This is a genomic window from Psychrobacter sp. FME6 (assembly GCF_014861365.1).
Taxonomy (GTDB): Bacteria; Pseudomonadota; Gammaproteobacteria; order Pseudomonadales; family Moraxellaceae; genus Psychrobacter.
The window spans coordinates 1-25,918 of sequence record NZ_RRYW01000045.1; the positions used below are offsets into that span (position 1 = coordinate 1).

Consider the following 25,918-nt stretch of genomic DNA (forward strand, 5'->3'; position numbering starts at 1 on the left):
TAGTGCCATTCACTTAGTTTCTTGTGTCGTTTGGCTTAATTGATGACACGCCCTAGGTGTGTTGATAAGTTTTCTGACGACGGTTAACAAAACCTAGCCACTTTAAGACCATTAAATGTATAAATGTGCTCATTGAGGATACGTCCTAATACAGACAGTACAATCAGGATACTGTTATGATGCGGTTAATAATGACCGTTGCGAGATGACTGTGTGGCAGATGTATTTTTTTATATTACCGATTGGTCTGGGTATTATGACATTAGTCGCCAGCCTGATTTGCCTGTTTGCTTACTTAATGTCCGATGATAATGCCACGCGCTTACCAGCTTTTAACTGGTTTAAGCGCTTAATTTTGGTGGCGTTTTTACTGCTGAGTGCTGGGCTGTTTATGACTTTTGGGGATTTTCAGAGTTAGTTTAAAATTAAGATAAGCCTTATTGACTAACGATTTTTTCTAACTCTAATAATTCCAAATCTTGGCGTTTGGGCTCGCCATTATTACCATCAATTGGAAACGGCATTTTATTGCCATTTAACTGATAACCACGACGCTGGTAATAAGACAATAGCTCAGGGCGGTGGCTTAAAATAGACATGGTCAGACGAATAGGTTTGTTATCAGATGCTTGTAGGTCTGATTGCAAATGGCGAGTGGCAAAAGTTTCTGCGGCCTGTAATAGTTGATGACCAACGCCATGCCCTTGCAGCTCAGGCAATACCGCAAACATGCCGATATAGGCTTTTTTATGACTGACACTTTGATTGCCGCCACTTTTGTTTAAGTCAGCATCAGTTTTTATGTCGACTGCGATACAGCCCAATAGCTCACCTGTTTCTGCGCCATCGCGTTGATCTGTCGTGGTTTTTGGATAAATAAAAACGTAATGTTTTGGGTCAGCGATGACGGCTGCAAGCTCAGCTTGAGTGGTTCGTATACCGCCCACTAAGCCTGCCTCATTGGTCCAGCCTTCGTCTTGCCGATAACAGCGGTTTAATAACTGCTCGAGTGCGCGAACGTCGTTAGCTTTAGCTTGACGTAAAAATACAGCATCTTTCTTCATATTGTTGGTTGTCCTTTTCCTATAGACATATTATTAAGGCTGACCTAAGTGAATAGACCAGCCTTAATAATAATACGTATCAGTTTTGACTACTAGCGCGATAATACATGGGCTTGCTCGATAATATCGAATCCTGAATTAAGCTGTGCACGCGTGGGCGCATGACCGCGGCGTAATAGCTCAGAGAAAGCAACCAACTCTTTGTCTCGACCTAGCGAGCTGGCGGCAGTCACCCGCGTGTCTTCGCCATCATCATCGAAGTAGTATTCGATATAATTTAGTGTATCAGGTGAGCCAAATAACAAATTGTTATCTGGTGAGGCCGCATGTCCGCTATAGCGTAGGCTTTTGCCATATTGCATCGTCCAAAAAAAAGGTATACGCTCCTCTAAGGAATCCACTTGCGCATCATTTAATATCGATGCTGCTGTCACAATGCCATGCTGCAATGCCACGCGCCAATGTTCGATACGCATGCGTCCCATTTGATTGGTGGCTTTGGCGATATCACCCAATGCATAAACGCCGTTACGTAGTTGCAAGTGATCATCAACCTGCACACCATCTGGGTCGTTTACTTCGCTGAATAGCTCTGTACGTGGAGACACACCAGTGCCTAAAATGACGATATCGGCATCTATTTGCTCACCATTTGCTAATTTAACGCCACCAACTTGCGAGAAGTTCTCTTTGCTATTATCAGTAGGTTTTTCAATTCCAGTAATTTCAGCAACGCTGGCATTAAAGACAAACTTAATACCTTTTTCTTCATGCAGCTTAATCAGCGCATTACTGACAGTTTCAGAGACAATATTGCCCATGACACGATTGTCTTGGCCGATAACGGTAATAGAGGCGGTCGTTCCTGCCTGCGCCAATGCTGAAGCGACTTCCATACCGATAAAACCTGTACCAACAACGACCACACGCTGGTCATGACTGGCAGCTTTAATCAATTTGGCATCATCCATACTACGTAGCGTATAAACGCCATCGAGAGTGGCACCTTTAAATGGTGGTATCTTTGGTTCAGCGCCTGTTGCCACGACTAAGAAATCGGCGGTATGTTTATCACTATTACCATTTTTATCTTTAACCACAATCGTACGTTCATTGGCCAATACCTCACTGACAGTTTGGTTTAAGCGCAAGTCAATATCATTTTTACTCGCCCAATCAGCACCGCCCAGTAGCAATTTATCCTCACCCATATTCCCTGCCAAAAAGGCTTTGGACAATAATGGACGGTTATAAGGGGCTTTATCATCGGCACTAATCACGGTAATCTTGCCACCATAGCCAGTATGACGTAACTGATTGGCAGTCATAAAGCCTGCTCCACCGCCGCCTACGATAATCGTATGAGTGTCGGTCATTTTGTCGTTTTTGAGCTGTTTGTCTATTTTAGCGGCTGTATTAACGGTTAAATTATCGCCATCATCTGTCAGCTCATATTGGGTCAAGCCTGTCATAGCAACCGGCTCTAATAACGTCCCATCACGACTGTCAAAAGTACCATGATGCCACGGGCAAATGACGCGGTTACCACAGCGTAGTCCATCGCCCAAATCTGCCCCTGCGTGCGGACATTTACCGTCAAATGCACTAAACTCATTCTCATCACGAGTGATTAAAATGATACTATCGTCATCCTGCTTATAGGATTTCATGCCACCACTTGGAATATCAGCTTTGCTAATGGTGACGGTGTTTATCATTGTATTGCTCATAAGTCATCCTTAACGGTTATAATTATTTCTGATTAAAACGTGTTGAGACAGTCATATCAAAGAAGTGACGCCTAATCAACCAAATCCCAATAAAATCATATTCATTGATAGTAGCAAGCCCACTACTCTCGCGGTGTGTTTTTGTATACCCACTGCGTTGCAAAACGTAATTTTTGGCTTTTTATCTCTAACGCTACCACCTACTTTTAAAATTAATCATCAAAACAAAAGACTAATTTATGACCTCTCAAGATAACACTGTAAACACTAACGAACTACCTAATAACGAAGCATTTGATGGCGCAAGTATCGATATTAGCGCCGCCACTGATACTGCCAAATTACCGCAGCCAATAATGCCACCTTTAAAACAAGCGACCTATAAAGCCCATACAGCAGACTTTATAGTCAATGAGATACTTCCATTCGATTTTACGGGTGAAGGTGAGCATTTATGGTTGCATATAGAAAAGTCTGGGATGAATACGGCCTATCTGGCCAAATTACTCTCAGAATGGGCAGAGATTACATTGCGTGATGTGGGTTTTTCAGGCTTAAAAGACCGCCATGCGCTGACGACCCAATGGTTTAGCCTGCGGCTACCCAAGAAGCAACTGCCAGAATCCACATTTGCACCAGTCGATATCGGAGAAAATGAGACCGTCACGATACTTGCGCAGCATTGGCATAACAAAAAGCTCAATCGCGGCACGCATCGCGCCAACCAATTTATCATTACACTGCGTGACATCCAGTTTGCAGACTTATCAATGCAAACGTCTGCACAGGATTTATCGGCTAAGCAAAGTACCAACAACAGTGTCGAGCAGCATTTAGTAAATATCAGTAAAAGTGGCATACCCAACTACTTCGGTCCGCAGCGTTTTGGACGTAACGGTAATAATATTAGAGAAGCTTTGGCACTGTTTGCGCGTCCAGCCCAAGAAAGTCGACCACAACCAAAAAAGAGCAAGCGTAAACGCGTACCGCGCGAGCAGAATTCGATGGAGCTGTCTGCTGCGCGTAGCTTGATATTTAATGAGATATTAGCAGCACGCGTACGTGATGGTAGCTGGAATACTGGACTGGCGGGCGAAGTCTTTAATCTCGATGGCTCAGGCTCGATATTTACTAGCGAAGAGCTAGATGAGACGTTACGCGTTCGCCTTGCCAGCGGTGATATTCATCCCACTGCCGTACTCTGGGGTACGGAGAACGATAAAGTCAGAGGTATGGCCGCAGCGCTTGAAAACGCTGTTGTGCAGCAAAGTCCACTATTAAGTCAGCTGGCAAATGGCTTAGAGAAGCGCAATGTTAAGGCGCAACGACGAGCGCTGCGCTTGCCTATCGAAGCATTATCTTGGGAATGGCATGATAAAGAAGATGAGCAGACGCTGGTGCTGAGCTTTACTTTGACGACGGGTAGTTTTGCTACCAGTGTCTTGGCAAGTTTGGTAGAAGAATTAAAGACACCATAATCAACTACTGAATAGCTAAATAGTTACTTATGAAAATAATAGCTGAGCGGTCATATATTAACTGCTGGCATAAGTGGCATTAACCGTATTTTCTTCTGCGGCTAGCATGTCGTTGGCACTGACAACTTGATTGCGACCACGATCTTTTGCTTCATATAAGGCTTTGTCTGCTGTACTGATTAGGCGCTGGCAAATGTCAGTGGGTAAATGCGCTGTTAACATATGATTGCTGGTGCGTTTTTTGCTGGGCGACTTGATGTTTTTTGGGTTAGATAGCTGAGTCGCTGCCTCTTTTTGCACCGATATTTCGTGCGCTTGTCTGAGGCAGGTTTGCTCATCATGGGTCAAAGTATACAATCCCAAACTGGCCGTTACATTAAAACTGATACCATTTTTGATATTGATGACATGTTTTGCAATACTTCGTTGTAGTTGTTGAGCAATTTTCATCGCGCTATCGTGTTTGGTATTTGGCAATACAATCAAAAACTCCTCACCACCGTAGCGACTCACAATCGCTTCATCAGTTAAAGACTGCAACAACGTCTGTGCGACCTCAACCAAAACCTGATCGCCCACGTCATGCCCATAGGTATCATTAATATCTTTAAACCAATCTAAATCTAACAAAACAACGCTGAAGTCCTGTTTATCTCCCATTCTCAGTAACGCTTGCTGCATCTGCCTCAAACCGTAACGACGGCTTTTTAGCTGCGTCAATTCATCTTGATTGGCGTGTTGTAAAATCTCCCTTTTACTGTCATCCAGTATCAATAACAGGGTGCGGAACATATAAACAATAAAAACGGCTTTGGGCAACGCTAAAAACACATGGGTAGAACGCCAAAAAAACGCTGATGAGCGCTGCAGCTCACTAATATTATTCCAATCTAAGGTGTTGTTTTCAAAAGTCAGAGCAGCCATGGCGTTTTCAATGGCCATGACCTCGTTATAATTTAAATAGCTATAAGTATCAAGGAGAGGATAAATAACCGTTAATTGGCGCAAGTTAGGTAAATGAATACCAAAATATGGTGATATGATCGCCGAAAGAATCAATAAAACTTGCAGTAAAAATATCCGCCAAACATAGCGACGTTTGATGAGCATCATGCCCAACATAGCGCCGCCAACCAGCGACACACCTGCAAACAAACTACTATAACCCACCATGACAATAACGATGGCAATATACACAGAATAAGGTAGCATTAAGAGAATTTGCCACTTATATAAGCGGTTATCATTATTCCCAGAACGAGACAAATGTTTGATTATGCCCAAAAAAAACAACCCTATTAAGGTTGTGCCCAACCATAACGGTGACAAAAGAGTGATATCTACATAATCACTAAGCGCGTCTTGCTGCCACCAGACAAACAAACACCATAGCCAATGTAAAGAGACTTCCATCAAAATAAATATAGCGAGCAGCGACGTTCTATCAACAGCTTGCCACTCAAAAATCATTCGTGAGAGCTTTCTGTAGCCTAGATGAGATATCGATACAGCCATAATGGGCTACCGCAAATAATGAAAGTTATTGAGCCAAAACCAACGCCACCAATCAAGAGTCATGAACTATAATAAACCCAAATGTACTCGTTTAGTGTGGCAATTTTCATTTTATTTATCAAAACATTTAATGGAATTACAAGTCAATAAATAACCTTTTACTTGGCCGTGTTTCTCACCTAAGATAACGCTGAGAAAGCTTGCCAAACACCGTGTTGCTCAGTGTTCAAATGAGGCACGTCCCCCAAACGTCGCCATGGCATATTACTGCCATGAAAGTCGCTTCCTATCGACGCGGCAAGCTGGTGTTCAGCGATGCTACGATCGACCATTCTACGAGTGCTGACGGGTTCACTATTAGCTGGCAGCTCGCAAGCATCGCCGCCAAGCTGGGCAAACTCTTCAATCAGTTTACGCACGCGGGTCGCTGAGAGCTGGTAACGAGTTGGATGTGCCAGCACTGCTTTACCACCACAAGCATGGATCAGCTCGATGCCATGCTGCATCGTCAGCGCCTCAATAGCCACATAAGCAGGCTTATTATCCGCCAGATATTTATCAAAGGCTTTTTGCACAGTCTTAACCTCGCCGCGCTCAAATAACACTTGTCCAATATGCGCGCGGCCCACTGCTTGAGGGTTACCACCCGCTTTGTCACATACGGCTTGCCACAGCTCATCATAGTCAATATCTAATAACTCACTGAGCTTTTCAGTGATGCGCTGTCCGCGAGTAGCGCGGCTGTCTTGTAGTTGCTGTAGCGTGGCATGCATTTTATCAAAATCAGTAAAATCAAGTCCAAGGACATGGATGATTTTATTGGTTGATTTGTTTTTGCCATAACCTCCACTCAAGGTATGCTCACAGCTAATCTCAACCCCATTGATCAATTGTATATCGCAGGCTTCGGCGGCCGCACGCGCCTCATCGATGCCCAATAAGGTATCATGATCGGTCAAAGCCAATACGTTGATGCCCGCACTATGGGCGCGCTGTATCACCTCTGCAGGCGCATAAGTCCCATCAGAACAAGTACTGTGGCAATGTAAGTCGATTTTCATAAAACGGGCCTTAAGGTTTTGAATATGTTGTTAATTTAAAAATAGGTTCAAGTTAAATGTGCTATTAACTTAAATGTGTCCTCGTTACTAAATATTTTATCAGTAAAACGAGTGAAAGCTAGCTAAGGCGTGTCATATAAGACGATTATCGTGTTGATTGCTTTTTTTTGCCGCAGTAGACGTGTAAACTACCCCATACGTTTTTGTTGGACATCCTATTTGCTATGAAAGCCTTATTAGACTTCATTCCGTTAATCGCGTTTTTTATTGCCGCTCGTTACAATGGCATTTTAGCGGCAGCAGGCGCATTGCTCGTTGCCACTATTATCATTTATGCTATCCACTTTGTGCGTCAAAAAGGCAAGTTTGATAAACAACAGTGGGTGGTTTTATTATTAACCATCATCTTTTGCGGTGGCACGCTACTGCTGCGTGACGACATCTACTTGCGTTGGAAATCACCGATTATCAACGGTATCTTTGCCATAACACTTTTGGTAAGTGCTGCCATTAATAAGCCGCTGATGCAGTTGGCCATGAAAGATGTTTTTTCGCTGACCATGAGTGGCTGGAAAAAGCTAACCGTCGCGTGGGCGCTGTTTTTTGCCTTTATGGGCGTACTGCATTATATCACGGCATTTACCATGTCAGATGAGGCTTGGATTAACTTTAAAACCTACGGTTGGATTCCGATTATGCTGGTGTTTGTGGTTGCCCAGTTTGCGGTATTAAAAAAGCACCTCAATCCAGCACTAGGCGACAAAGCAACCAAATAACAAGCCATCAAATAATATTTATTATCATATAATAAATAACCACTTAATACTAAATTCTAATTTTGACAATGATTAATCGTCAAGACTCATTAAAAAAATGAGTAAAGGTCTTGTTATTGATTTTAGTGCTTTATTCTTATTATTAACTGAGGAAGCAGCATGGCCTTATTTGCCATTATCGGTTATGACGTCGCGGGTAGCAGTACCCAACGTCAAGTAACGCGCGCGGAACATCTTGCGCGCTTGCAAATATTACAAAGTGCAAAGCGTCTGGTTATCGCAGGTCCAACACCTATTGAGCACGGTAAAAATGAGATGTCGGGTAGCTTAATCATTGCTGACTTTGACTCTATTGACGTGGCTGAGTCTTGGGCAAACGATGAACCTTATTTACGAGATGGCGTATATAGTCATGTCGATATCAAGCCGTTTGTTCAAGCATTGCCCGCTCCTATCGATAGCTCAAATGATAAAGTAGCGACGTTGTGAGTAAGTGCCTATTTTTATCAAATGACTCTTTATCAAATCACTCTTTGTTACGCGCTCGCTGCCTCAGATTTAGTCTCGCTGGCCTAATGCTAATGGCTGCTGTTTCGGTTCAGGCTGCGCCAACGGTGACTGCTATTGATGCAAATGATTCATCAGCCGCGGTCGTCGTAAATGGGCAACCCACCCAAAACTCAGCGCTGGATATTAACGATACCTTATCGGCACAATTACAGCCATCCAACAAGGCATTATCCACTGCCAATCAGGAGCTATTAAGCCGTAATGCCCAATTGCAGCGTCAAGTGAATGACCTACAAACTCAAGTAAATGTACTTGTTTATGAGAGTAAAGGTCAGCTGTTTTTATACGGGGCATTTACCGTCTTAATCAGTTTATTGGTCGGTATTTTTATCTCGTGGCTGGTGTTTGTCCGCCGTGAACGCTGGTAATATAAGTAACTCGTCATGTCTAGTCCGAAAACTAAAAATGCTAAACCATTAAATATCATTACGCCCGCTCAGATTGAGTGGCAAGACGATGATTCCGGTAACAAAGTACCGGTGTCAGGGGAGTTTGGCGATGTTTACTTCTCACATGCTGATGGGCTGGCAGAGTCGCGCCATGTGTTTTTGCATCATAATCAAGTGCCAGAGCGATGGACAAAGCTGGAAGCGAAGCAATGTTTTACTATTGCTGAATTGGGCTTTGGTACGGGGTTGAATCTCTTGGCAACTTGGCAGCTTTGGCGTGAGCTTCGTACTCAGCAGCCTCATTTAGCCACCGCGCGCTTGCATTTTATTACTACCGAAAAATATCCTATACCCCTGAGCGACTTAACGCAGATCCTTGCTTTATGGGCACAGCGCGCTCCTGAACTGGCAGAATTGATTGAGCAACTTCTAGCCAACTATCCAGCGCTTATTGCTGGCTGTCATCGACTACAATTCATCGAAGATAACCTGACGCTTGATATCTGGCTGGGCGATGCAAGCGACAGTTTAGCGAGCTTGGATTCTGAATCAACTATTAATCGTCCTTATGTCGATGCCTGGTTTTTAGATGGCTTTGCACCTTCTTGTAATGAAACTTTATGGGCAGATAGTATATTTACCCAGATGCAGCGCCTATCACGTACTGGCACGACTGCCGCGACTTATAGCTGTGCTGGTATCGTTAAACGCGGATTACAAGCCCATGGTTTTGCGATTAAAAAGGTTAAAGGTTTTGGGCGTAAGCGCGAGATGCTCACGGCAATCATCAATGAAGATTCACAGTTGAATGAAAATACTCCAACTCTATCCAACCATCATAATCACACTATCGTAATTGGGGCTGGTGTTGCAGGACTCCTCACTGCTTGGACACTCGCCAACCGCGATATCAAGGTGACGATTGTGGATAAGGCCGCGCCGCTTGCTGGCGCATCCGGTAATCCTCGCGCCCTCCTCGCGCCAAACATGACACCTATCCATCATGTCTATGAGCACCTGCATTCCATTGGTTACTTATATAGCGGCAGACTTTATCGTTACTTTAATCAGCAAGCCGCTATTCAAAAATCACCTCTAATACTAGAGCAGACTGGCACCTTAGATTTGCTGGTAAAAACCAATATCGGTACTGAACAAATTGCTGATTATCCAAATGCGATGGCAACGACAATCAGTGCAGAAGAAGCGCGTCGAGTCAGCGGCTTAAAATCAAAGGATTTAGACGACAACTTATATCTACCACAGTCTGGCTTGGTCAACCCACAAGCACTAAAAACTATCATTCTGACGCACCCAAATATTACTTATCAGCAGCTTAACGTGACAAGTATTCAAGAAACGGCAGAACAGATTACGGTTTATGGTGATAAGAAAAATAGTAATAGCAGCCAAAAGCCGATGACTATCATCGCTGACAATGTGGTAATTTGCGCTGCCTATGAAAGCCATCAATTAGATAAACGTATCGTTGAATGCCGCACTATCCGCGGGCAGCTATCTTGGTTTACGCCGACCGCTGAACAAACAACCAAACTGCCTAAATTACCGCTCAAATATAGTGGTTATTGCGCCCCCTTTATCGGACAAGACGGTGACGCTGAGATAAATAATATTGTCGAAGGACAACCTCAGTTTTTACTTGGTGCCAGCTTTGTAGATGCTGATGCAAATATTGATATCCGCAGTGAGGAAAACCAGCAAAACTACGATAAATTGCTTGAAGATATCCCTGAGTTGAACAACGTCTTGCCAGATGATACTGAAGCATGGCAAGCACGCGCTGGTATTCGCACCCAAACGATGGATTATCACCCTCTAGTCGGCTTGCTTGCCCAAAGCAAACGGCTCTGGACATTATCGGCCATGGGCGCAAAAGGCTATGCATTAGCACCGATATGCGCTGAGGCTTTAGCAGATATGATGTTAGGCTGTTTTACGCCTTTATCTGCCGTTATGTTAGCGAGGCTGTCACCCAATCGGGCGCGGCTGCATAAGCAAGCTAAGGCTAAGCCACTTAAATAAAGCTACATAAATAAAGTCACCGAACTATAGTCGACTTATCTTTTATACGAATGATTTTTTATGACAGCGTCTGAATATGTCTTTTGTTACTTTACTTATTTTGCTGAGACATCTATCGCCCCTTTGACCTACCAGTCCATTTTAAAAGCGTGCTAGTTGGGGTAAGTATGACCGTTGCACTAATTGACGAGGTATTGTATTGAGACTAGGCGACTAGGCAGATGGCAAGGTATTTATTTATGTGAGCATAGAGAGCTTGCTGAGCAACGAAGGCTCCTGATTACCGTCAATACTTAATTTATTACATCGTCACTCGTGTTAGATTGTTCTCAGTGGTTTACTATACTTAAATAAAGCCCTATTAATGGATAGCAGTCTTATGTTAAAAAACCGTCTTTCTCTCCTCCCTAGACCCAAATCTTACTTGCATATTTTTCCTGCCATCTTTTTTAGCGTCTTACTACTTAGCGGCTGTCAAAAAAATCCAGAACAAGAAACCAGTGATGAGTCGCAGACTGAAACAGTCGTACAAACAGAACCAGTAACGTCTAATATTAATGGCTCTGATAGTGATGATACTAATATAAATGTAGATAACGCTACAGACCCTACTGAATCTAGTATTAAGACAGAACAAGATATCAATTTAACTGAGCTTGAGAACGATCTTGGCACAACCGATACCTCAGCAAATAATACTGATGCAACACCCAACCCTGAGCAAGCCATTAAAGGCGCGCAAATCACTGATGTCAACTATCGCAGTGCCACAGGCGAGACCTTATTCGTGGTTTTTGAGACCTCGGCCAAAGGTGTGCTAAACGCTATTGTGACCCTGCCTAATAAACCAAAAATAACGTTGAGCGCGCCTGAAGGTCAAGGTAACAATCCTACTTACCGCTCAGCCGATGGCAGCATGGAGCTGATCAGTCATGGCGGTGGAAGTACGATAGATCTCATGAGAAACGATAAACTGACCAGCTATGATGCGATTAGTGCTGACGCAGAAGTCATCACCGAGTAAGTTTTAGGGCGTGTCCTCATAATGATAAAATATAGTCGATACTACATATGATATAGTCAGTAAGAATTAATATCGCTACATCACGTACTGCAGGTACCGTTTCTTCTAGCTTGCTGTGCCTACGCAGACAGAGGCTGCAAAAAAACTATACCCGCAGTATCGTAGCGTTTTTAAAGTATTTTAACTATAGATATATTAGGGGCTGTATATTTTTTATATTGAACTGGCTATATGCGATAAAAAGGCGGCACACGTTAATATCGTGGCCGCCTTTTTTACTATCACTTTGACCTGCTTTGTTGTCACTTAACCAAACCCTGTGGTTGTGCCAAATAAGCCGACCAACCAGCTGGTACCTACCCACAACCCCCAGCCAATAATTAGAATAACAATTAATCCCAATATATCAGGAATATGCAGGTACAACCAAGCAACAACTGGGTTGCGCCAAAAGCGACTGTTCTGTTGCCTATCGGCTAATGACTGATGCAAAAATGGTCGATCCATATGCATGGTTTCGGTGATGCCGTACTCATCTTGTAGATGCTCATGCACGATGCTTAGCGTCTTGCGACTGGGCCGAATAAAGATATCGAGCAGCGTCCCAATACCCGGTACGATACCGACCACCATATCGATGAGCGCCAGTCTGACGGCTGGCGTCATTTTATGTACCGGAACGCCTAGCTGACGACCTAATACAAATGCATAGCTGGTCAATGCCAATCCTGCCAAATCACCCGCCAGCGGAATGGTCGAAAGAGCAGCATCAGCACCCATGCCTTGTTTGGTAAAAGGAATCCGCACCAGAGAATCCATGGTATTGGCAAACTTTGCCAATTTACGCTCGGTCGCAATAACCTGCTCGCGCGTTAGTCCATGCGCGGCTAGCTTTGCCTGATAATCTGTCTCAGGTGCATTGATATTAGCTGGCTTCTTCGCTTTTAACCTCGAAGACTTACTTAGTTTATCCATTAACTTAGTTTATCCATTAAAAGTCGTCCATAGACAAGCAATTGCGATAAGAGCAAAGACGTAACGTCCTACCCATATATTGGCTAAAAATGCTTGGAAGCAAGCCACAGCATTATAGCTGGCACACGCGCTGTTTTGCTTGGCAAACATCATGGCGACTAGCGCCATGCCAAATACGGGTATGAGCCCCAAGCTGGTTGGGGCAAAATAATGCCACAATACCGCCCCCATGATTAATAAAAATAAGGTTTGTAAGACAGAAATAATAACCACATCATAGCGACCAAACAATATCGCTGTAGACTTGACCCCTATTTTCAAATCATCCTCACGATCCGCCATGGCATATTGGGTATCATAAGCCACTGTCCAACACATATAAGCCAAGAACAGTAGCCAACACCAAATATCCGGCGCGCCCTGTATCGCCACATACGCCATCGGTATCGCCCAGCCAAAAGCAGCCGCCAAAAACATTTGCGGCAAATGGGTATAGCGCTTCATAAATGGGTAAATAAACGCTAATATAACCGCCCCAAGCGACCAGTAAAACACTACTATGGGTAAGAAAAACAATAAACTGGCGCTCAATAATACCAATACTAAAAATGCGGCAATGGCTTCTTTGCCAGAGAGACGACCATCGGCTAGCGGTCGGCCTTTGGTGCGACTCACGTGACCATCGACTTTACGATCAGCAAAATCATTAATCGCACAGCCCGCCGCCCGCATCAATATCGCACCAAGTGCAAAAATAATAAATATCTTAAGGCTGGGCAAACCTGCCGTCGCACCTTGCCGCTGCGCTTGCCCCATCGCGGCTAATAAAACACCCCATAATGTTGGCCACAACAGTAGCTCGATACCGACGGGTTTATCGAAGCGCGTCAGCTGAATATAGGCTTGTAGTTTGTCGTTAAATGTCATGGCGTTTTAATTATCATTGATAGAAAGTTTTATTTGATGGTTGATTACATAGAAGTTTGCTATATGAAACACTGAATGCATAAGCGTTGCTAGACTTGCTGCCACATTTTATTGGCTTCTATTAGCGACATCTCAGGATACTGTTTTCTTAATGCTTTGATCGCGGGTATTTTATCTTTTTTTGACGCTTGCTGACGCAAAAATGCCAATTGCTCTTGTGGATTGCTCAATTCCTTTAAACGCGCTTCAAGCCGCAAAATTCTGGTACGCAGCATAATATTGATTAACAATAAAGCCGCACCCATGGCCCAAATAATGATTACCAACATTCCCTGCTCCTAAATTTCATGGCTCTAAACTTGCCAATTCAGTCCTTTAAGCTTACTAACCAAAAGTACTCATATAATCAAACAAAATAACCATCAAAACGCACCGCTTCATTACTCCAGCTCTCGCTTGGCTCTCGATGAGCAAGTAACGGCGCAAATTGTGGACGCTTTACAATAACGCGACCTTGTTTTTGCCCCCGTTGACTGACGACACTTTGCGCGCTTTGTAGTAGTTGCTGCTCTTCATCTAGCGTCGGCGGCCGTGCCAGCTGGTGCAGGGCTTGCATGTGCTTACCGACTTTGGCCCCTTTACCCGTTTTGCTATCTTGATAGCTATCGTCTGGAAACATAGGATCCAGATATACCACATCGATTAGCTGACTACTATCAACGGAGGGGTTTTTATTAAAACTCTCAAAGTAACTGAGCGCATCGGTATTGATAATATGCAAACGTGACATCAGCTTTTGCCAGTTTGGCAGTGTACTCATACGCTGCTGCTCTGCGAGTAATAACAGCGCCATCAACGGCTGCTGCTCAAGCATAACCACATGCGCACCTGTACTGGCCAATATCAGGCTGTCATGCCCAAAACCAGCAGTGGCATCAATGATATGACTATCCGCGGTAATTTTTGCGGCTTGCAGTAATAGCTCAGACTTGCGCCCGGCACTCACCACTCGCCTCTGTAGTTTATCCCATTCAGGTGCAACGCTGAGTCCATCACTCAGCCATGAGAGCTTGTTTTTATCATCCAATAATAAAATAGGATGAGTGACAAGCGTAGTTAATTGCTGGCGGCGTTTTTGAGTCAATTTATCTGTGAGCAGCTCGGTATGTAAAATAATCGATAGCTTATACTCAGTGATTAGCGACTTTAGGCTCTCAACCTGACTTTTCTGCGACTCGCAAACATAAAATAGTTGGCAGTCCATATTAGCATTCAGTATTGGTTTTAAACGGGTCATAACCGCCATTCCTTTTTAGTATCGACAGGCGCATTGATTACCATAAAAGCCATTCCACTATAAAACCACTCTATTATAATAGCTTAACCTGCCATTTGATAACCAAAGCCCCAAGCCGCTATTAATACCAATACACCGGTGATAATACGTACCCAAGCAAAGATTTTAAAGTCACGACGGCTGACCCAAGCCACCAACAAGCGAATACAGAGTAAAGCAATGATGAATGACACCACTGTGCCAATACCTAACACCAACCAATCTTCACTACTGGTCAATACCTCATGATGCTTTAGCAAATCCAACAATGCCGCCCCTATAATGACAGGGATGCCTAAAAAGAAGGAAAACTCAGCCGACGCTTTGCGCGAGACACCAAGCCACAGCGCGCCAATAATAGTCGCACCTGAGCGTGATGTACCAGGTATCAATGCCAGACATTGAAACAGTCCAATCATCAAAGCTGTTTTTAGACTAACGTCTTCTGCTTCTTGTGCGATAATAGCCTTCGGGCGATTTTCGACATAAAATATCAGCAAACCGCCAATGATGAGCATAATCGCAACGACGATCGGGTTAAATAAATAGGCCTTAATTTCATCTGCAAAGGTGAAACCAACGATCATCACTGGAATAGTGGCGACAATTAAACTGAGTCCCAGCTGCCTTGGATTATTCATCCCTTCCGCTTTACCCGTCAGTAGCCCCATGAGCGCCTGCCATAGCCTGCCCCAATAGTCATATATGACGGCCAAAATAGCACCAATCTGCACCACCACCACAAACAAATCGACTTTTTCTTTGGTCCAAAATCCCATCAAATCAGCGGATAAAATTAAATATCCTGTACTGGAAATAGGTAAAAACTCAGTGATACCTTCAACGATACCCATGATGACAGTTTGAATTAATAAAATGATATCCACAATAGCGTTCCTAGATACAGATTTGTTGATTGCTCAATATAGCTTTTAGAGTATTTTTACATCGTACTTATAAGCAGTTCTAAATAAAATCGATACAATTGTAATAAAGTAAATAGCCACGTGCGCGCCACTCGTCTCGGTTTTAAAGTGAATCAACTATATAATTACTATATATAATTGCTACGCTTTACCTTGTTCTTTTAGCGTCTTCCACGCTTGATTGCGCAGATACTTTGGTAGCGCATGCGCAGCATCCGTCCCACCAGTCGTCATAAACTGCGCAATACCCAGCTTTCCTATTACGGTAGCATCCGGCCAAACCTCTTCATGGCAGACTTGTCCATCTTGGCTGTTTAATAATATCGAACCATTACCAACGATAGGAATGTCTAGCGCAGTCTGGCTATCATAATCAAGTAACTGCTCAGTGCTATCGTTATCGTTGGTCAATACCGGTTGCATGATAGCAGTGGGGGTCGGTTCATCATTGGCAATGACAACCTCATACTGTCCAAAATAAACTTGCTGCATACGCGCATCAAGGGCGCTATAGACGTGCGTTAAGCCATGATTTTGATACGCACATTGGGCAATTGCTTGTAAGCTTGAAACGCCGACACAAGGAATATCATGTGCCACCGACAATGCCTGTACTACGGCCGTATTAATTCGTATCCCGCTAAATGCGCCAGGACCTCGGTTAAATATGAGCGCTTGTATATCAGCAAGTGTCAGCTGAGCTTCAGATAAGGCGGCATCAATCATTGGCAGAATTTGCTGAGTCTGTTGGCGCTTGCCCGTCTCAGTATGACTCGATAGCACGTGACCACTGGCATCTAAAATCGCGACCGAACATTGATCAAACACGGTATCCATAGCTAAAAACATCATAACCTCGGCTGATAGTCTTGGCGTTACATATTCAGTTCAAAACAAAAGCGCTACGATTGTATTAAAGTGAATTCGTTATATATTGGCTTGCTCACTTGGTATTGTAAAAACGACCAGTGTCATAAAACAGCGCCTATCATAGCATTTAGGACAGATAAATTTGATGGCTTTCTGCTTTTTTCATATATTATCCATGATAATTTAGCCCAATCGAATAGCTATAAAAAACCTCAAAGCCCATTAGCTTTGAGGTTTTATCATAAAAATATTGCGAATACCAACGGCTCTTATTTAAAAACGTTTTTTAAAGCCCTTCGGTGCTTGATTTTGCATCTCTTGCATCTGCTTTTGCATCTCTTCGGTACTTGGCATATTATTTGGGTCAAGTCCCATCTGCTTTGCCATTTGCTGTGGATTCACATTTTTGGGGCCACCTTGCTGACCACTACCGCCGAATAATGGACCACCGCCACCTCCTCCAGCGCCGCCGCCACCCATTAAGCCTTGCATAGACTTCATCATTTTACCGATACCTTCAGGCTTTGAAATCATTTTCATCATTTTTGCCATTTGCTTATGTTGCTTGAGCAAACGATTGACGTCTTGAATCTCACGGCCTGAGCCAGTAGCGATACGGCGCTTACGGCTCGGATTAATTTTATCAGGGTTTTTGCGCTCATATGGCGTCATAGAATTAATCAATGCTTCCATCTCACGTACTTTCTCTTCTGGCTTAGCGTCATCAACGGCTTTTTGCATATCAGAGCCGCCCATACCTGGCATCTTGTCTAAGAAGCCTGCCATGCCGCCCATACTCTTCATTTGCTGAAATTGGGTCAGTAGATCCTCAAGGTCGAAATCACCGCCCTTCTGCATCTTTTTCGCCATTTTTTCGGCTTTATCACGGTCAATTTTTTGCTCAACTTCTTCAACCAGACTCAGTACGTCACCCATGCCAAGAATACGCTGGGCGATACGCTCAGGATGGAACAGCTCTAGCGCGTCGAGTTGTTCACCGCGACCTAAAATCTTAATCGGTTTACCAGTGATGGCGCGCACAGATAACGCAGCACCACCGCGCGCATCACCATCAGTTTTGGTTAAGATAACACCCGTCAACGGCAAAGCATCGTTAAAAGCTTTGGCAGTATTAGCCGCATCTTGACCGGTCATAGCATCGACGACAAACAGCGTCTCAGAAGGATTGACCGCAGCAGTCAAGGCCTTAATCTCATCCATCATGGTGTCGTCAATATGCAAACGACCCGCAGTATCAATAATCAAGATGTCTTGATATTGAATTTTAGCCTCTTCGATAGCGCGTTTGGCGATGTCAATCGGGTTTTCATCGGTCGTTGATGGCACGAACTTGGCATTGACCTGCCCTGCTACTTGCTCAAGCTGCTGAATCGCCGCCGGACGATAAACGTCGGCAGAGACCAGCATGACTTTTTTCTTATGCCGCTCTTGTAAAAACTTAGCCAATTTACCCGCCGTGGTGGTTTTACCCGCCCCTTGCAAGCCCGCAAGCAAATAAACAACGGGTGGCTTCCCAGTCATCTCAAGTTGTTGATTGGCACTGCCCATCATTTCGGTCAGCTCGTCATGGACGATTTTGACGAACGCCTGACCTGGTGCTAACTCTTTGAGCACTTCGGCACCAAGCGCTTGCTCTTTAACACGTTTTACAAAATCGCGAGTGACAGGCAGTGCCACATCGGCTTCTAGCAGCGCCATACGCACTTCACGCAAGGTGTCTTTGATGTTGTCTTCGGTCAACTGTCCAGTCCCAACGATATTACGCAGGCTCGATGATAGGCGTTCTGTTAAGGTATCAAACATAAATAACTCTCAGTTAAAATAATTCTCAGTTAAACCATCTAAATGGTCTATAAATAATCTTAGGATATATTAGGTCGCTTTTTTATAAAAGCAGTTATAAAAACCATTGCAAAAAACGATACATTATCAATACTATAGCATTAGGACATGTCGCAAAACGCTTGATTCTTAAGCTTATATATAAAGGAATAAGCAAGATGGCACTCAATTGGTGGCCATTTTATGATAAATTGGATGATTATTCTAATAATACCACTTTAGCATTAAATTGAGCGGCTTTTTGCGCTCATTATGAGATGAGGTTCTTATCTTGCAACTTGTATTCTTACTTGCTGGTATGGCTTATCTCTTAGTCAGCATTCACATTGGTTGGGCGCTGATTCAGAATAAACCCATTTATAAAAGCATAAGCTTAGGCCTATTGTCTATAGGTATGTTGGCGCATGCGACGCTACTTTATCCGCACGTGGTCACCCTTTATGGACTAAATTTTAACCTGTTCAATATCATCAGCTTGATCAGTTTATTTTTCTTATTTTTTTACGTCATGTTTTCTCTATACCGGCCTATTGTTAGTCTAGGCATCTTAGCCGCACCAACCGCATTCATAGGTATGGTAGTCGGCTATATTGGCCGTGCGCCTTATCGTCCGATTACTGATATCAGTATCGGGCTGGAAGCTCATATATTGCTATCGCTTGCTGCCTATTGTGTGCTGCTGATGGCCGCAGTACAAGCGCTGTTTTTGCGTCTACAAATCCGTGAGCTTAAGCATCAATCGATTCATCGATTTTGGGTCAATAAGCTGCCCTCTTTGCAAAGCATGGAAAGTCTGTTATTTGATATGCTGTTGGTCGGTTTTGTTCTGCTCAGTATCGCCCTCGGCATTGGCATTGGCATTATCTATGTAGAAGACTTGATGGCACAACATCTTGCCCACAAAACTGTGTTTAGCCTGCTGTCGTGGTTATTATTTGGCGCATTGCTTTTAGGAAACTGGCGTGCAGGATGGCGTGGTAAGCGTGCCGCGAATATAACTATCTACGCTTTTATATTATTGGCGATTGGCTTTGTCGGTAGCAAGTTTGTGTTAGAGATGCTGTTATAAAACCACTTCTGCAGTAGTAGCATAGTAAAAAGCCGCAAGTATTATCATTTAATACTCGTGGCTTTTTTATTGAATATCTTTTCTTTTAATGGGCTATTCTCAATGTAAAACTACTTTAATTAGAAGCTAATTAAAAACCACTGTTTTATTTCCTGTCACAATCACGCGATTTTGCACATGCCAATTGACGGCACGCGCCAATACATTGCGCTCGATATCACGACCAATAGCTCGCAATTCCACTACCCCTTGGCGATGAGTCACACGGTGGACATCTTGCTCGATGATAGGCCCTTGGTCAAGCTCGGCCGTGACATAGTGCGCCGTCGCGCCGATGAGTTTGACGCCTTTATCGTAAGCTTGACGATAAGGGTCAGCGCCAACAAACGCTGGCAAAAATGAATGATGAATATTAATAACCTGCATCGGCCAACGTTTGACAAAATCAGACGACAATATCTGCATATAGCGCGCCAATACCAGCAAATCATTGCCAGCCATCAACTGATGAATCTGCGCTTCTGCCTCCACTTTATTGTCTTTGGTCACAGCAACATGATGGAAGGTAATACCAAAATTCTCTACCGCTTGACGTAAGTCTTCATGGTTACTGACGACCGAAGTTATCTCACAATCGAGCAATCCGCGCTGATGACGCCATAGCAAGTCTAATAAGGCATGGTCAAATTTAGATACTAAGATACCGACTTTGGTCTTAATCGCATTATTATGTAAGCGCCATTCCATATTATGGCGTTTGGCAACTGTATGGGCAAAGCTGGCTTCAAAGTTATCAATAATCTCACTCAACCCTGCTAAAGCAAACTCTAAACGCATAAAGTACTGACCGCCTTCGTGTGCGGTTGAGTACTGATCTAGGGTGATAATATTAGCGCCGTAGCGATGAATGAACTCAGATACCGCCTGTACAATACCGGCTTGATCGCGGCATTTAATAAGTAGCGTGGCGGTATCGATGGCTGTTTTATTAGATGAATTATTAAATAGTGTCGAAGATGAGTTTTTCGATGAGGTAATCGTTGCAGTGTCTGACATAGTACGCCCAATTAAAAATGAAACTTGCCTCTGACATTAAATGCTATCAGCAGCAAAGCAAACCGACTATTCTAATCGCTTTTACAAAAATTTGCTGATTGAGTTGATTGTTTTTAGTTATTGAGGTTATAAATACAAAAACCCCCAACGCGAGGCTGGGGGTTTTTGTATTTATAAATAACAAACTTTTATTCAGGGTATCTAATGGCTATTCGACTTTTAATACTTTACTAAACATTCTAAATCCATTATTAGTAACAGTCACTGTATCCCCTCTACTATATGCCTCGTTGAAGTTCATGATGTATGAATTGTAACCTTGCTGATGCTTGTTGAATGTTGTTTCCCCATTCCACAGAATAGAATAGTTAGGTGAATAAGGTGTCAAAGTGACTGTAGTCGATGCAGGAATTTTAGGCCTTTTCAAGTTGTCTTTTTCCTGAATATCAATATTTACGCTATTCACACAGATTGCACCACCAGCACCAAATGGACTTTCATTATCAATCCATGGGGTTTGAAGGTTTGAGCCATTAATGATCAAGTCACTTTCAGCTGATGGCAGGGTGTAGTTGATGCTTTGAGTGCTCTCACTACCATTTAAGAAGGTAGTGGCATCAAAACGTACTTTTACCCAGTTTGAATAGCGCATTGGGTAACGAATTTCAAAGTCAGCACGACCTTCATCATCCGTCACGAAAGTATAACCATCATCAGATAATGTACCACCAATAATAGCGACAGGATTAATAGCATCCAAGCTATCGTTGCCATTTTTATCTTCATTTAAGATTGGGTCTTTGTCTAAGGTGTAATTGTAATTACTATCCTCTGTTGGCTTCCAACCAGATCTTGAAGACTCAGATGTTTTTTCAGACTTTTGTAAAGGATCGGGAGTGCTGTCTAGTATAGGATCATCATTTTTATCTTTGACTACCTCGCCATCTTCATCAAGCTTAGGCACAGACGCCTTTTGATACGTGACAGTACTTTCTAACAAGCAGTATTTACCTTGTGCGTATTCAACTGCATAAGACTTAATAGACACTTCTTTATTTGGTACGGCGCGACCTGAGCCGTCCATGACAGAGATAGAACCACGTACTGTGTAATAAATATCATCAGAGGATAGTTTATTGGCAAATGCTAAAGTGGTATAGACCGCTTCCTCAGATACGGTAATGTTGGTGGTTTTAGTACCGATATTCGCACTATCATTTAACAAACGTCCATTGATGACTACGCCGCCAATCGGTGAGCTAGCATTGGCTGTATAAACCACACGTGCTTCACCTCTACGGTCTGTTATCGCGGTAGCAGCCGATAAGCGCCCTGCTGATGAGTCTGATGCACGGCTAAAGACGACTGTCTGACCTTCGACAGGCACATCATTTTTATCTTTGACCGTGGCAACTACTTCGGTGCTGCTACCTGGAGTGATAACTGATTTAACTGTTTGGAATAGCATCTTCGCAGGTGTCGTAGCACGGAAGCGTGTATCGGCTGTTACTTGATATTTTGGCTGACCATTTACATTCTCACCTAAAATGGTCGCTTGTAATACGGTAGTACCAGCAAGGCCAGACTTTAACCATACTTTTACAGTAACGACATTATCTTTAATATCGCTCGTTTTGATAGGCTTGCTGACAATGACCTTATCGGTAAACTTGTCTAAATAGTTGGGGATTAAGCTACCGATAGTCGTTTGTACCTCAACCGCCTTCCCTACAAGTTTTGCCGCCTGCTCTGCGCTATCAGCACGAATTTGTATTTGAATCTCTTGTGGCTCATTAACGTCATAAGTATCTTCAATGTTTATAAAACTGATACCCGCTTGCGAGACTTTAATCAAATCAATACTACTGATACTGCGCTGATCATTGATTTTATTTTCACCAAATGCACGAGCATAGACTTGCAGGTTACCATTGCTATCAAAGGTGAGCTTGTCTTCAGACAGTTCAAAGACCGCCTGTCCATCAGCATTAGTAGTTGCTGTCGCTGTTGGCGCAATAATGGTGCCATCAGCATTGACCAGCTCCATATCAGCATTAGCAATCGCTTGCCCTGCGCCATCGATAAGGGTGGTGCTAATAGTAGTGGCTTGACCATCTTTAAGCTTAGTTTCTGATGCGGTGATATCAATAATAGTACCAATCGCAGACAAACTTAGCGTTTTCCTTTCACGAACTTCTAGTGTTACGTCACCTTTAGCATCATAAACTGGCGTCGTAATCTTAGCTTCAATATCAATGGCATGATTTAAGCGCGCGTTGATGTTATTGGCCGCCAAAAGGATACCGACGTCAATTTGACCGTTGGCGTCAGTGGTAACCATACTTGGAGTGGTCAATGCCGCGCCGCTAGCAGCGAGATTGGCAATGCTCAGCTGTACTGGCACGCCTGCTAAGATACCGCCATTGCTATCGGTCACGCGGAAGGTTGCGTTGGTCTGGTCACCGCCGGTCGTCAATGTGGACTTGTCTGAGGTGACTAGTATTTGATAGTTATCGATAGTTGCGGTATCGACGGCGACGATATAGCTTTGCTCTAATTTAGTATTTTTAGCAGTGGTCGTGGTTGCCGTTAGCTTAATACCTTTTTCAAGCAAGGCCTGATCGACGTTTGCGCCTGATTCAAGCTTTAGATCAAAGGTAGCCACGCCATCACTGTTAGTCGTCGCCGTACCGTTGGTTATGCTAACGCCCGTTTTAATTGGTTCATCAACGTTTAAGCGAACCTCGCGACCCTTAACAGCGCTATCTTTATCAGCGACGCGTACAAACACTTTAAAGCTATCACCTTTGGTATTGACGACTTTATTGGCGCCGATAGTTAGGTTTTCTTTAGTACCATTAAGATCTGGAGTTTCCGTACTGACAGTAGCACTTTTAGTAACGATATTGCCACTAGCGTCCGCGGCTGATAACACAATATCAAAACTATTCCCAATGGCCTTTTTCTGATCCTCAGTTAAGTTATTGGGTACGGCAATAGTAAATACGGCTTTACCCGAATTATCAGTCGTTTGGCTACCAGATACCAAGGTAACCCCTTTACTGGCGACAGTAGCTGGCAGCGCAAGAAAAACTTTTTGACCAGTAACGATATTGTTATCTTTGTCTTGTGCAATCACCGTTATTTGTGTCTCACCACCATTTAAATTCAACGGTTCTGATTGGGTGTTGCTCAACAAGACGGCTGCGGTCATAGACTGGACTTCGACAGTTACCTTTTGTGTTTTACCCGTTACTGACTCAGTCAGTGTTGCTGTTAGAGATTTACCTTTTAATGCTTCTTTTTCATCATCAGTCAAGTTACTAGGCACGACAATATCAAAGCTAACGACACCATTATCATCAGTATCCGCTTTAATATTTGCTGAACCTAGTTGTCCATTAACGGTCAATAATTGTGCCAATTTATTATTATCAAACACTAAACTGACAGCTTGACCACCAATTAAAGTCTTATCAGTTTGATTGTTCAACTGAGCTTGAATGACTTTGTTATCACCCACATTGTTGAGTTTATAAGTCGCTTGATTACTGCTGTTTAAGATATCTAATACAACTTTGGGTTTACTGATAGCGACTTTTTTTATTACAGAGTCATATTTGATACCGCTTTCAACATAAGACAGTTGGTAATTGATACCCGCAGCTTTCAAGTCAGTACGCTGTGCGGTAGTGAGTCCTTCTGGAATAGTAATTTTAAAGGTAGTCTCACCATTAAAATCAGTACTGTTGCTGACTTTGTCGAGCGTGACGCCATAGTCTTGTGCTTTTTTACCCAGTTGGATACTAACTTCTTTGTTTTTAATCGGCTGATTAGGTTCTTGTTTGTCTGTTAGTCTGACATTCACAAAGCCACTACCGCCAAGCTCACTAATTGTTGGGCTTGTAATAGTGGAAAACTCTAAGCTCGTTGCTGGCTGAACTACATCAACTTTCTTTTCAATTTTTGCTTCCTTACCATCACCATCTATTAAGATAGCAGTGTAAGGAATATCCGAGTCAACTAGCGCTGTCCGCTCTTCTTTACTTAGATCTTGACTAAGGTTGACGGTAAATTTCGCATTACCGGCTTCGTTTGTTGTTTGTTCATTACCTTGAATGCTGACTCCCGGCAAACCCTTAATCACAAGTTTTATTTTTTCCCCAGCTGCGGCATTACCGTTAGAGCGTTTAGCAGATACTTGGATCTCAAACTGCTTGTCTGTGACAGTGACCACCTTAGGTGAGCTGATAGAGGTTAGTTTGATATCGCTTTTTTCTACAGCTGAACTAATTTCTATAGACGAGCTGCTAATAGTACTACTTGCACCCGATGCTTCAACCGCTTTAGCAGTTAACACAAAGTCTTTTTTCGCTTCCAGCTTATCTCTCTGTGATTTAGTCAAACCTGCTGGAACACTAACTTTATAACTGACTACACCTTTACTATTGGTAGTTTGTGTCGCAGCACTATCTAAAGTCAGTAAGCCAGAGTCGACTAGAGCTTTTGGCAAAGTTGCTGTGACATCTCGATTAGCAATTACCCTACCATTTTTATCATTTACTCGGAAGCTAATAATAGCGCTGTCACCTGAGCTTGATAATTGTTTTTTACTACTATCATTAAAACTGATGTCATACTTTGCAGCGGGTATCTCAACGCCACTCTTATCCTTTGCTACAGTCACTGAATGATTGGGCTCAGACAACGTTACCGTGTAACTGATACCATCTTTAGCAAGCGCCTTGCGCTCTGCTGCTGTTAATGTTGGAGCTACAACGATATCTACTACCGCTTGTCCTTTGGCATCAAGGGTGAGCGTCTCAGTGCTTAAACTTACGCCTTCGATGGTTTTATTGAGCTTAATAGATACCTTTGCCTCATTGATTTTTGTCGGTACTTTATTGTTGGCAGGGCTAGCATTAATAGTGAGTGTTTGTTTCTCACCATAGGCATTGATAGCATTTGAGTTGCCAGAGATGGCAAGCTTATAATCTGATACAGGTATTACCCCACTCTCAACATCGAAAGTGATTGAAAAAAGAAGAGCATCTCACTAATCTATTGTTTTCGACCAAGAATACAACGGAGTCATGAGATGCCCATAGACGAATTTATCATCAATATCTATTTAATGGTAGAGCAATATTACAAAATAGTCGTCACCAAACCCTTGCGAGGGGCAGGTTATGCGCCAAAGCTGAGTGATCCTGAGATTATTTGCATGGAACTGGTCGGTGAGTTTT

At 43.3% G+C, this 25,918-nt stretch carries 21 protein-coding genes and 1 pseudogene; 9 read left to right on the forward strand and 13 right to left on the reverse strand.

Features of this window, described 5'->3' with window-relative positions; translation table 11 throughout:
• The first annotated feature begins 205 nt into the window (after positions 1-205).
• Positions 206-418: a hypothetical protein gene (locus tag EI162_RS08095; protein WP_192520920.1), complete on the forward strand. Its 213-nt coding sequence runs from the start codon at positions 206-208 to the stop codon at positions 416-418.
• Between the two features lie 19 nt (positions 419-437).
• Here the strand turns inward: EI162_RS08095 and EI162_RS08100 are convergent, their stop codons facing one another.
• Positions 438-1,064, reverse strand: a complete 627-nt coding sequence (locus tag EI162_RS08100; protein WP_192523873.1) for a GNAT family N-acetyltransferase — start codon at positions 1,062-1,064, stop codon at positions 438-440.
• 92 nt (positions 1,065-1,156) lie between these two features.
• A complete protein-coding gene (locus tag EI162_RS08105) occupies positions 1,157-2,794 on the reverse strand; it encodes an FAD-dependent oxidoreductase (protein WP_192523874.1) in 1,638 nt (545 codons plus the stop codon).
• Positions 2,795-3,033: 239 nt separating this feature from the next.
• Here EI162_RS08105 and truD point away from each other — a divergent pair, with 239 nt between their 5' ends.
• Complete coding sequence (truD, locus tag EI162_RS08110) at positions 3,034-4,272, forward strand: tRNA pseudouridine(13) synthase TruD (RefSeq protein ID WP_192523875.1); 1,239 nt, start codon at positions 3,034-3,036, stop codon at positions 4,270-4,272.
• 57 nt (positions 4,273-4,329) lie between these two features.
• Here truD and EI162_RS08115 read toward each other — a convergent pair whose 3' ends face one another.
• Positions 4,330-5,787, reverse strand: coding sequence for a GGDEF domain-containing protein (locus EI162_RS08115; protein ID WP_192523876.1), 1,458 nt, complete (start codon positions 5,785-5,787; stop codon positions 4,330-4,332).
• Positions 5,788-5,966: 179 nt separating this feature from the next.
• A complete protein-coding gene (locus EI162_RS08120; protein WP_192523877.1) occupies positions 5,967-6,848 on the reverse strand; it encodes a PHP domain-containing protein in 882 nt (293 codons plus the stop codon).
• 224 nt (positions 6,849-7,072) lie between these two features.
• On the opposite strand from EI162_RS08120, the gene ispZ reads away from it, so the two are divergent.
• The 5 genes from ispZ to EI162_RS08145 all read left to right on the forward strand — a co-directional run bounded on the left by ispZ (position 7,073) and on the right by EI162_RS08145 (position 11,650).
• Positions 7,073-7,624, forward strand: a complete 552-nt coding sequence (ispZ, locus tag EI162_RS08125) for a septation protein IspZ (RefSeq protein WP_192523878.1) — start codon at positions 7,073-7,075, stop codon at positions 7,622-7,624.
• A 159-nt stretch (positions 7,625-7,783) separates the two neighbouring features.
• A complete protein-coding gene (locus tag EI162_RS08130) occupies positions 7,784-8,113 on the forward strand; it encodes a YciI family protein (protein ID WP_192523879.1) in 330 nt (109 codons plus the stop codon).
• A 92-nt stretch (positions 8,114-8,205) separates the two neighbouring features.
• The gene (locus tag EI162_RS08135) at positions 8,206-8,562 is read left to right on the forward strand and encodes a hypothetical protein (RefSeq protein ID WP_225735265.1); all 357 of its coding nucleotides are present in this window, start codon (positions 8,206-8,208) and stop codon (positions 8,560-8,562) included.
• A gap of 15 nt (positions 8,563-8,577) precedes the next feature.
• On the forward strand, positions 8,578-10,626 hold the full coding sequence (gene mnmD / locus EI162_RS08140) for a tRNA (5-methylaminomethyl-2-thiouridine)(34)-methyltransferase MnmD (RefSeq protein WP_192523880.1): 2,049 nt from the start codon (positions 8,578-8,580) through the stop codon (positions 10,624-10,626).
• A 379-nt stretch (positions 10,627-11,005) separates the two neighbouring features.
• Positions 11,006-11,650: a hypothetical protein gene (locus EI162_RS08145; RefSeq protein ID WP_192523881.1), complete on the forward strand. Its 645-nt coding sequence runs from the start codon at positions 11,006-11,008 to the stop codon at positions 11,648-11,650.
• A 306-nt stretch (positions 11,651-11,956) separates the two neighbouring features.
• Here EI162_RS08145 and EI162_RS08150 read toward each other — a convergent pair whose 3' ends face one another.
• The 7 genes from EI162_RS08150 to ffh form a co-directional block, all read right to left on the reverse strand.
• Positions 11,957-12,625: a DUF4112 domain-containing protein gene (locus EI162_RS08150; RefSeq protein WP_192523882.1), complete on the reverse strand. Its 669-nt coding sequence runs from the start codon at positions 12,623-12,625 to the stop codon at positions 11,957-11,959.
• Positions 12,626-12,634: 9 nt separating this feature from the next.
• Positions 12,635-13,552, reverse strand: a complete 918-nt coding sequence (gene ubiA, locus EI162_RS08155) for a 4-hydroxybenzoate octaprenyltransferase (RefSeq protein WP_192523883.1) — start codon at positions 13,550-13,552, stop codon at positions 12,635-12,637.
• A gap of 89 nt (positions 13,553-13,641) precedes the next feature.
• Positions 13,642-13,881, reverse strand: coding sequence for a hypothetical protein (locus EI162_RS08160; protein ID WP_192523884.1), 240 nt, complete (start codon positions 13,879-13,881; stop codon positions 13,642-13,644).
• Between the two features lie 77 nt (positions 13,882-13,958).
• Entirely contained in the window at positions 13,959-14,849 is an 891-nt protein-coding gene (locus EI162_RS08165) for a class I SAM-dependent methyltransferase (RefSeq protein WP_192523885.1), read from the reverse strand.
• An 83-nt stretch (positions 14,850-14,932) separates the two neighbouring features.
• Positions 14,933-15,775, reverse strand: coding sequence for an undecaprenyl-diphosphate phosphatase (locus EI162_RS08170; protein WP_192523886.1), 843 nt, complete (start codon positions 15,773-15,775; stop codon positions 14,933-14,935).
• 180 nt (positions 15,776-15,955) lie between these two features.
• The gene (tsaB, locus tag EI162_RS08175) at positions 15,956-16,663 is read right to left on the reverse strand and encodes a tRNA (adenosine(37)-N6)-threonylcarbamoyltransferase complex dimerization subunit type 1 TsaB (protein ID WP_192523892.1); all 708 of its coding nucleotides are present in this window, start codon (positions 16,661-16,663) and stop codon (positions 15,956-15,958) included.
• A 294-nt stretch (positions 16,664-16,957) separates the two neighbouring features.
• Complete coding sequence (gene ffh, locus EI162_RS08180) at positions 16,958-18,508, reverse strand: signal recognition particle protein (protein WP_192523887.1); 1,551 nt, start codon at positions 18,506-18,508, stop codon at positions 16,958-16,960.
• 310 nt (positions 18,509-18,818) lie between these two features.
• Here ffh and EI162_RS08185 point away from each other — a divergent pair, with 310 nt between their 5' ends.
• A complete protein-coding gene (locus tag EI162_RS08185) occupies positions 18,819-19,616 on the forward strand; it encodes an inner membrane protein YpjD (protein ID WP_192523888.1) in 798 nt (265 codons plus the stop codon).
• Between the two features lie 126 nt (positions 19,617-19,742).
• On the opposite strand, the gene purU is transcribed toward EI162_RS08185, so the two are convergent.
• Both purU and EI162_RS08195 read right to left on the reverse strand, forming a co-directional pair.
• Positions 19,743-20,672 (reverse strand): formyltetrahydrofolate deformylase, encoded by a 930-nt coding sequence (gene purU, locus EI162_RS08190; protein ID WP_192523889.1) that lies wholly within the window; start codon positions 20,670-20,672, stop codon positions 19,743-19,745.
• 208 nt (positions 20,673-20,880) lie between these two features.
• Complete coding sequence (locus EI162_RS08195; RefSeq protein ID WP_192523890.1) at positions 20,881-25,380, reverse strand: Ig-like domain-containing protein; 4,500 nt, start codon at positions 25,378-25,380, stop codon at positions 20,881-20,883.
• A gap of 390 nt (positions 25,381-25,770) precedes the next feature.
• On the opposite strand from EI162_RS08195, the pseudogene EI162_RS08200 reads away from it, so the two are divergent.
• Positions 25,771-25,918: pseudogene (locus EI162_RS08200) on the forward strand (IS982 family transposase); the annotation flags it as partial.

Excerpts from the sequence above, each read along its gene's own strand:
- ffh (WP_192523887.1), bottom strand. The coding sequence starts at position 18,508 with ATGTTTGATACCTTAACAGAACGCCTATCATCGAGCCTGCGTAATATC.
- mnmD (WP_192523880.1), top strand. The coding sequence starts at position 8,578 with ATGTCTAGTCCGAAAACTAAAAATGCTAAACCATTAAATATCATTACG.
- EI162_RS08150 (WP_192523882.1), bottom strand. The coding sequence starts at position 12,625 with ATGGATAAACTAAGTAAGTCTTCGAGGTTAAAAGCGAAGAAGCCAGCT.
- EI162_RS08145 (WP_192523881.1), top strand. The coding sequence starts at position 11,006 with ATGTTAAAAAACCGTCTTTCTCTCCTCCCTAGACCCAAATCTTACTTG.
- EI162_RS08105 (WP_192523874.1), bottom strand. The coding sequence starts at position 2,794 with ATGAGCAATACAATGATAAACACCGTCACCATTAGCAAAGCTGATATT.
- EI162_RS08135 (WP_225735265.1), top strand. The coding sequence starts at position 8,206 with ATGGCTGCTGTTTCGGTTCAGGCTGCGCCAACGGTGACTGCTATTGAT.
- EI162_RS08095 (WP_192520920.1), top strand. The coding sequence starts at position 206 with ATGACTGTGTGGCAGATGTATTTTTTTATATTACCGATTGGTCTGGGT.
- ubiA (WP_192523883.1), bottom strand. The coding sequence starts at position 13,552 with ATGACATTTAACGACAAACTACAAGCCTATATTCAGCTGACGCGCTTC.
- truD (WP_192523875.1), top strand. The coding sequence starts at position 3,034 with ATGACCTCTCAAGATAACACTGTAAACACTAACGAACTACCTAATAAC.
- EI162_RS08100 (WP_192523873.1), bottom strand. The coding sequence starts at position 1,064 with ATGAAGAAAGATGCTGTATTTTTACGTCAAGCTAAAGCTAACGACGTT.
- EI162_RS08130 (WP_192523879.1), top strand. The coding sequence starts at position 7,784 with ATGGCCTTATTTGCCATTATCGGTTATGACGTCGCGGGTAGCAGTACC.
- EI162_RS08115 (WP_192523876.1), bottom strand. The coding sequence starts at position 5,787 with ATGGCTGTATCGATATCTCATCTAGGCTACAGAAAGCTCTCACGAATG.
- ispZ (WP_192523878.1), top strand. The coding sequence starts at position 7,073 with ATGAAAGCCTTATTAGACTTCATTCCGTTAATCGCGTTTTTTATTGCC.
- EI162_RS08120 (WP_192523877.1), bottom strand. The coding sequence starts at position 6,848 with ATGAAAATCGACTTACATTGCCACAGTACTTGTTCTGATGGGACTTAT.
- EI162_RS08160 (WP_192523884.1), bottom strand. The coding sequence starts at position 13,881 with ATGTTGGTAATCATTATTTGGGCCATGGGTGCGGCTTTATTGTTAATC.
- tsaB (WP_192523892.1), bottom strand. The coding sequence starts at position 16,663 with ATGTTTTTAGCTATGGATACCGTGTTTGATCAATGTTCGGTCGCGATT.
- EI162_RS08165 (WP_192523885.1), bottom strand. The coding sequence starts at position 14,849 with ATGACCCGTTTAAAACCAATACTGAATGCTAATATGGACTGCCAACTA.
- purU (WP_192523889.1), bottom strand. The coding sequence starts at position 20,672 with ATGTCAGACACTGCAACGATTACCTCATCGAAAAACTCATCTTCGACA.